Raw genomic sequence first — 5,702 nt, 5'->3', positions numbered from 1 at the left:
TTTTTGGCTTTTTGCGTTGTCAAGTCTAAACTTGTTGTGTCTTGAACTGCCAAAACTATTGGATGTTCTTTGATTCTTTCTACTGTACTTTTGGCCTGGGCGGCAATTAGATCTGAGGGGTGAAAATAGGGGGAATTCCAAAAAAACTATACCTATCAATCGTTTCCCCTTTTTTTAAGTTTCTTCTCTTTTTGTTAAGAAAGCTCTGACTAATGGATAGGACGTCGGGGGGGCAAGGGGATGAGGGACACGAATAAAGAAAAATGGTATAACAGCGTGATTGCTCTAAAATAGGGTTATCGCTTGTTCAGTATATAGCAATGACCTTAATCGCTGTCATCGATTATGACATGGGAAATCTGCACTCTGCCTGTAAAGGACTGGAAACCGTGGGTGCAGTGCCGAAAATTACCGATTCTCCCCTCGATCTGGAAAAAGCTGACGCTATTGTCTTACCCGGAGTCGGTTCTTTTGATCCTGCTGTCCGGCAAATTCGCAGCCGTCATCTAGAAAAACCGATCAAAGCGGCGATCGCTAATGGTAAACCCTTTCTCGGTATCTGTCTCGGTTTACAAATTCTCTTTGACTCATCAGAGGAAGGACAAGAGGCGGGTTTAGGGGTTATTCCGGGGACAGTGCGCCGTTTTCGCTCGGAACCTGGCATTACCATTCCTCACATGGGTTGGAATCAATTAGACTTCACCCAGCCGGATCATTCTCTTTGGCAGGGATTACCCCCGCATCCTCACGTCTATTTTGTCCATTCCTATTATGTCGATCCCCTTGATCGTCATCTAACTGCTGCCACCGTCAGCCACGGCAGTCAAACGGTGACGGCAGCGATCGCTCGTGATCGTTTGGTAGCGGTGCAGTTTCACCCCGAAAAATCCTCGACTAATGGCTTAAAAATTCTGGCTAACTTTGTTGAACAGGTGCAAAAATTAGCTTTAGTCTCCTAAATAAGCCTTTAAAACCCGCTCGTTTTTTTGGATTTCGCTGGGACTGCCATCGGCTAAATTTGTCCCTTCTGCTAATACCCAAACGTGGTGACAAAGGGACATAATCACATCCATATTATGCTCGATAATCAAAAAGGTAATTCCCTGACGATTCCAGGGGATTCCCTGACGATTCCATTCGATAATATGGTCGCTGATTTGACCGATTAAAGTGGGATTAACTCCAGCGGCTGGTTCATCTAATAAAATTAATTTTGGCTCGGTCATTAGCGCTCGGCCAATCTCTAATAATTTACGCTGTCCTCCCGATAAAGCTCCCGCATAATCCTGCGCTTTCTCCCCTAGACCAATCGAATCTAATATGTCCAAAGCTTTGGCACGATTTTCCTGTTCCTGTTGGCGAATTTTTGCCCCCTGAAACCAGACTTTGAGAAAATTTTCTCCCGTTTGCCCCGGACTAGCTAAGAGCATATTTTCTAACACCGTTAATCGGGATAATACCCTTGCTACTTGAAAAGTTCTCACACATCCTTTCAGGGCAATTTGATAGGGAGGCAGCTGATGAATCGGCTGACCATCAAGAAAAACTTCTCCTTTATCTGGGCGAATAAAATTAGATAAAAGGTTAAAAAGTGTGGTTTTGCCGGCTCCATTTGGCCCGATTAACCCGGTGATGCTGCCCTGCGGCACATCCAAATAAGCATTATTGACGGCGCGAATGCCCCCAAAACTTTTCGATAATCCTTTGGCAGAAAGTAACATATATAAATTATGAATTATGAATTATGAATTATGAAGTGGGAAGTGTTTTCAGTGAAGAGTAATCGATGAACTGATAACTGATAACTGATAACTGATAACTGATAACTGATAACTGAAATTATTTTCCCAAAGTTAACTCCTCTTTTTTGCCGAGGATACCCTGGGGTCGCCAGATCATTAAAACCATGAGCAGCAGACCGATAATCATAATCCGTAAAGCCCCTAATTGGCTATCATTAAAAATATCTAATTGGGGCAGAATAAAGCGAGTCAGGGAATCGTAAGCCCAGAAAATTACTGCTCCTAGTAAGGTGCCGGCATTGCTACCAGAGCCACCGAGAATGATAATAATCCAAGCGTTAAAAGTCAATAATGGTTCAAAATTAGTCGGGTAAATAGTGGTTAATTGCCATGCTAAAAAAGCCCCAGCTAAACCAGCGATCGCACCGCCTAACATCAAAGATTGTAACTTATACCAAAAGACATTTTTTCCTAAAGCCCGGGGAATTTCTTCATCTTCCCGAATCGCTTTGAGGATGCGTCCCCAAGGCGATCGCAAAAGTAATTCTAAACCAGTATAAACGAGAGCGAGGAGGACTAAAACTACCACCATCAACCCAGCTTTGTAATTATAGTCATTCAAGGCAATTACACCGTTTATATACAGAAAAAGCAGTATTATCGCCCCTAACAACCCCCAAAAGATTAAAGCTCTCTTTTGCGTCGGTTGATAGCTTTTGCCGCTAATTTGCCCCGCTTCGCGCCATTGTCGTTGCAGATTGCGCCCCAATTGCCAGAGAGCAAAGATAGCAAGCAGGGTAAACAGGGCAATAATTAATAATTTGACGGGAAAACTGGGATTTATATCCAAAGGTAGGGGATAACGTTGTAGTCCGAAACTGCCTTTCGTTAACCAATCCTCGTTAAGCACCAGTAAACGAATTAACTCAGACACCCCGATGGTGACAATCGCCAGATAATCGGCTCTTAATCTCAGGGTGGAAAAACCGATAGCCAATCCCAACAATGCCCCTAGGAGCGCCCCGACAATGGCGGCAAAAATCATCGGTACACCCTGTAAAGTCAATAAAACCGTGGCATAAGCCCCTAAAGTGGCAAAAGCAACGTGACCAAAGTTAATTAAGCCAGTAAATCCCCATTGTAGATTTAAACCGAGGGCAAAAATCGCGTAAATACCCGCCCAAATTGTCAGGGAAACTAAATAATCTGTCATCTTAAGTAAAAAGTAAAAAAGGGGTTGGGGGAGTGGGGAGATGGGGAGAAAAAAGCTGAAAACTCACATCTGATCACTGAAAAAGCTGGTTACTGCTAGTATAATATCAGTTAAAATGGCCTCTGTAGCTTGATGGACAATTGTGACGAGCGGAGGGTGCTAGGCTATTAATAACGAAAAAACCTTGTCCTGTTGATTTCTATGCCTCTTTTGATTCTAATTGCCGATGATGACCCCGGTATCCGCCTAGCGGTCAAAGACTATTTAGAATTAGCAGGTTATAGTGTGGTAGCGGCGAGTAATGGTTTGGAAGCTTTGAATTTATTGGATACCTATCATCCCCATCTTTTGGTATCGGATATTAAAATGCCGCGTTTAGACGGTTATTCTTTGGTGACTAAGGTGCGGCAACAGCCAGAATTTAGGTTATTGCCGGTAATTTTTTTAACCGAAAGAGGGTCAACAGAGGAAAGAATCCGCGGTTATCAAGTGGGTTGTGATATCTATCTTCCTAAACCTTTTGAGATGGAGGAATTAAAAGCAGTTATTCGCAATCTTTTAGAGCGATCGCAAATGGTGCAAAGTGAACGTCAATATCAGAAATTAAAACTGGAAGAAAGCCCCAAAACTAGGGATGTTTTAACTTCTTCTTTACAGGACGATTTTAAGTTAACTAATCGCGAGCGGGAAGTGTTAGAACATTTAGCCCGGGGACTTTCTAACAGTGAAATTGGGCAAAAACTGCATCTTAGTTCTCGCACGATCGAGAAATATGTTAGTAGTTTACTCAGAAAAACAACTACTAACAATCGCGCCGAATTGGTTCGTTTTTCCCTTGAACATAGATTAATCGATTAGCTGAAATAAAAAACTTAGATTTTGTTTTTTACTTCCTCCAAAAGACTGCCACAGGAGTCTAAAAGTAGCTCGATTACGCGGTCAAAACCTTCACGACCACCGTAGTAGGGATCGGGAACTTCTTTTTCAGGGTGATAACGAGCATAGTCACACATTAACTTGACCTTTTCTTGATATTTTCCTGTCCGATCTAGGGATAAAATATCTTGATAATTGGCTTTATCCATGGCTAGGATTAGATCAAAATTCTCGAAATCCTCGCGGGTAAATTGTCTAGCTGTCCCTTGCAGAGGAATACCGCGTTTTTTAGCCGCCGTATTCATGCGAGAATCAGGAGGAGAACCGATATGATAACCGGCAGTTCCCGCAGAATCACAGAGGATTTTATTGCCTAATCCTTCTTGTTCAATCAGATAATTCATGATATTCTCGGCAGCGGGAGAACGACAGATATTTCCTAAACAGACGAAGAGTAGTTTATAAGGCATAAATTGACCGGTAGAATCATCACTAAATTGCCAATTATAGGGCATTTTTAACATCCCGATAAAGATTTATCCTCAAAAAACTCCTCGCTGTCCATTAACCTAATTTTGGCTAATCCCAAGCTTTCTAAATAATCTTGCCACCCTTGGGGGGTATCTTCGATCGCTAATAATCCTAATACCCTAGCTACGTCTGCTACCCAGGGTAGGGTATGAATTCTATAACCCTGCCAGTTTACCTCTAAGGATAACCAAGCGGGAATCTCTTGGGGGTTAAATTGTTGGGAGGCAAGATAATCAGCTTGAAAGCAGTAAATCCGAGGTGGTTTTTGACTCTCTAACAAGGTTAAACACTCCTTCTAATCTGGACATTAATCTCTTTCCTGATATTTTAGGGGAACCTCAGCATAATTTCTGTCAAATATGAACTTCTCTTGTCAAGAAATGGTTAAGTTTGCTCAAGGGAATTTACCCTTAATTATCCCCTAAGCGAGGACGAATAATTAAATAAATTGCCGGACCGATTAGAGGCAATAGGGAAACTACCGGCAACAGGAAAGGATTTTTTAATCCCCGTCGGGTTAGATCATCTTGCAGCAAAATTGGACATAATAGGGTTAAAAGACAGAAATCTAAACTCATAACATGAATAAAACGGCTAGTTTGCCACTGATACCAAAAATCAGACCAATTGCCTTTAATTAATCCGTAAGCGATTAAAATTGCCGCAGTAATTAGGGCAATTACTCCTAACCAAGGTGAGTCTAAAAGTTTAATGACCAGATTTTTTTTACCGGTAAAACTGCTGTTGGGTTGACGGAGAGTTAGATAGGGTAAAATAGCGAAAGCACCCACGGCAAAGGAGGCAAAAGCAAAGGGCCAAGCGATGATTTTTTGGTCACGACCATCGATAATTAAAAGGCTAGTGTAGATAAGTGGCAAAACTCCCATCAGGTTAAAAAGAGAGATAATTAACGGGTTAATATCTTGCCATTTGCCAGTGGAAAGATTGATAATTAAATTCATTGTATCTGGTTGGTCGGGGGGTGCTAGTAAAAAAGCGTATAATCCGAAGCATAACCAAAGTAAACCGAGAATAATTTTTGTTAACATGGGAGTAGATAATTAGGTTAATTGAGTAATGGGATTTCAGCAGATATTTTAGTAAAAAAGTGATCAAAGTGTCAAGCAGTATTATACTAAATCCGGTTATTAAAGACTGATTATTTATTCCCCCTTTCCCCCCCGATGTCGGGGGGGCAGGGGTAGGGCTGTTTCATTCTCCCATCAGAATATCAAAAGTAAAAGCGATCACTATCAGGTAAAATGAGGAGTGACCGCCAACCTTTCAAATATATGTTGAGCTTAATAGAAAAACTAAAACAAGTCAAGGACTTTCGGAAA

At 41.7% G+C, this 5,702-nt stretch carries 7 protein-coding genes and 1 pseudogene; 2 read left to right on the top strand and 6 right to left on the bottom strand.

Going from position 1 to position 5,702, the window contains the following annotated elements:
- Positions 1 to 143: pseudogene (locus IM515_RS25505) on the bottom strand (IS4 family transposase); the annotation flags it as partial.
- Positions 144 to 320: 177 nt separating this feature from the next.
- Between IM515_RS25505 and hisH the strand changes: the two are divergent.
- Positions 321 to 959: an imidazole glycerol phosphate synthase subunit HisH gene (gene hisH, locus IM515_RS25500; protein WP_287630275.1), complete on the top strand. Its 639-nt coding sequence runs from the start codon at positions 321 to 323 to the stop codon at positions 957 to 959.
- Here hisH and IM515_RS25495 read toward each other — a convergent pair.
- Positions 948 to 1,721, bottom strand: coding sequence for an ABC transporter ATP-binding protein (locus IM515_RS25495; protein ID WP_287630274.1), 774 nt, complete (start codon positions 1,719 to 1,721; stop codon positions 948 to 950). The two genes, hisH and IM515_RS25495, sit on opposite strands and share 12 nt — an antisense overlap.
- A gap of 118 nt (positions 1,722 to 1,839) precedes the next feature.
- Positions 1,840 to 2,955, bottom strand: coding sequence for a branched-chain amino acid ABC transporter permease (locus tag IM515_RS25490; RefSeq protein ID WP_002742401.1), 1,116 nt, complete (start codon positions 2,953 to 2,955; stop codon positions 1,840 to 1,842).
- A gap of 201 nt (positions 2,956 to 3,156) precedes the next feature.
- Here IM515_RS25490 and IM515_RS25485 point away from each other — a divergent pair, with 201 nt between their 5' ends.
- The gene (locus IM515_RS25485) at positions 3,157 to 3,813 is read left to right on the top strand and encodes a response regulator transcription factor (RefSeq protein ID WP_287630272.1); all 657 of its coding nucleotides are present in this window, start codon (positions 3,157 to 3,159) and stop codon (positions 3,811 to 3,813) included.
- A gap of 14 nt (positions 3,814 to 3,827) precedes the next feature.
- Here IM515_RS25485 and IM515_RS25480 read toward each other — a convergent pair whose 3' ends face one another.
- The 3 genes from IM515_RS25480 to IM515_RS25470 all read right to left on the bottom strand — a co-directional run bounded on the left by IM515_RS25480 (position 3,828) and on the right by IM515_RS25470 (position 5,411).
- The gene (locus IM515_RS25480) at positions 3,828 to 4,346 is read right to left on the bottom strand and encodes a low molecular weight protein-tyrosine-phosphatase (RefSeq protein ID WP_002786568.1); all 519 of its coding nucleotides are present in this window, start codon (positions 4,344 to 4,346) and stop codon (positions 3,828 to 3,830) included.
- A gap of 2 nt (positions 4,347 to 4,348) precedes the next feature.
- Positions 4,349 to 4,642 carry a hypothetical protein gene (locus IM515_RS25475; protein WP_002733401.1) on the bottom strand — a complete coding sequence of 98 codons (294 nt, stop codon included), beginning with the start codon at positions 4,640 to 4,642 and terminating at the stop codon, positions 4,349 to 4,351.
- A gap of 130 nt (positions 4,643 to 4,772) precedes the next feature.
- Entirely contained in the window at positions 4,773 to 5,411 is a 639-nt protein-coding gene (locus tag IM515_RS25470) for a DUF2834 domain-containing protein (protein ID WP_287630271.1), read from the bottom strand.
- Between the last annotated feature and the right edge of the window lie 291 nt (positions 5,412 to 5,702).

This window comes from Microcystis sp. M44BS1 (assembly GCF_020244875.1).
GTDB classification, from domain to species: Bacteria; Cyanobacteriota; Cyanobacteriia; order Cyanobacteriales; family Microcystaceae; genus Microcystis; species Microcystis panniformis.
This window is presented reverse-complemented; position numbering and strand designations above follow the sequence as displayed.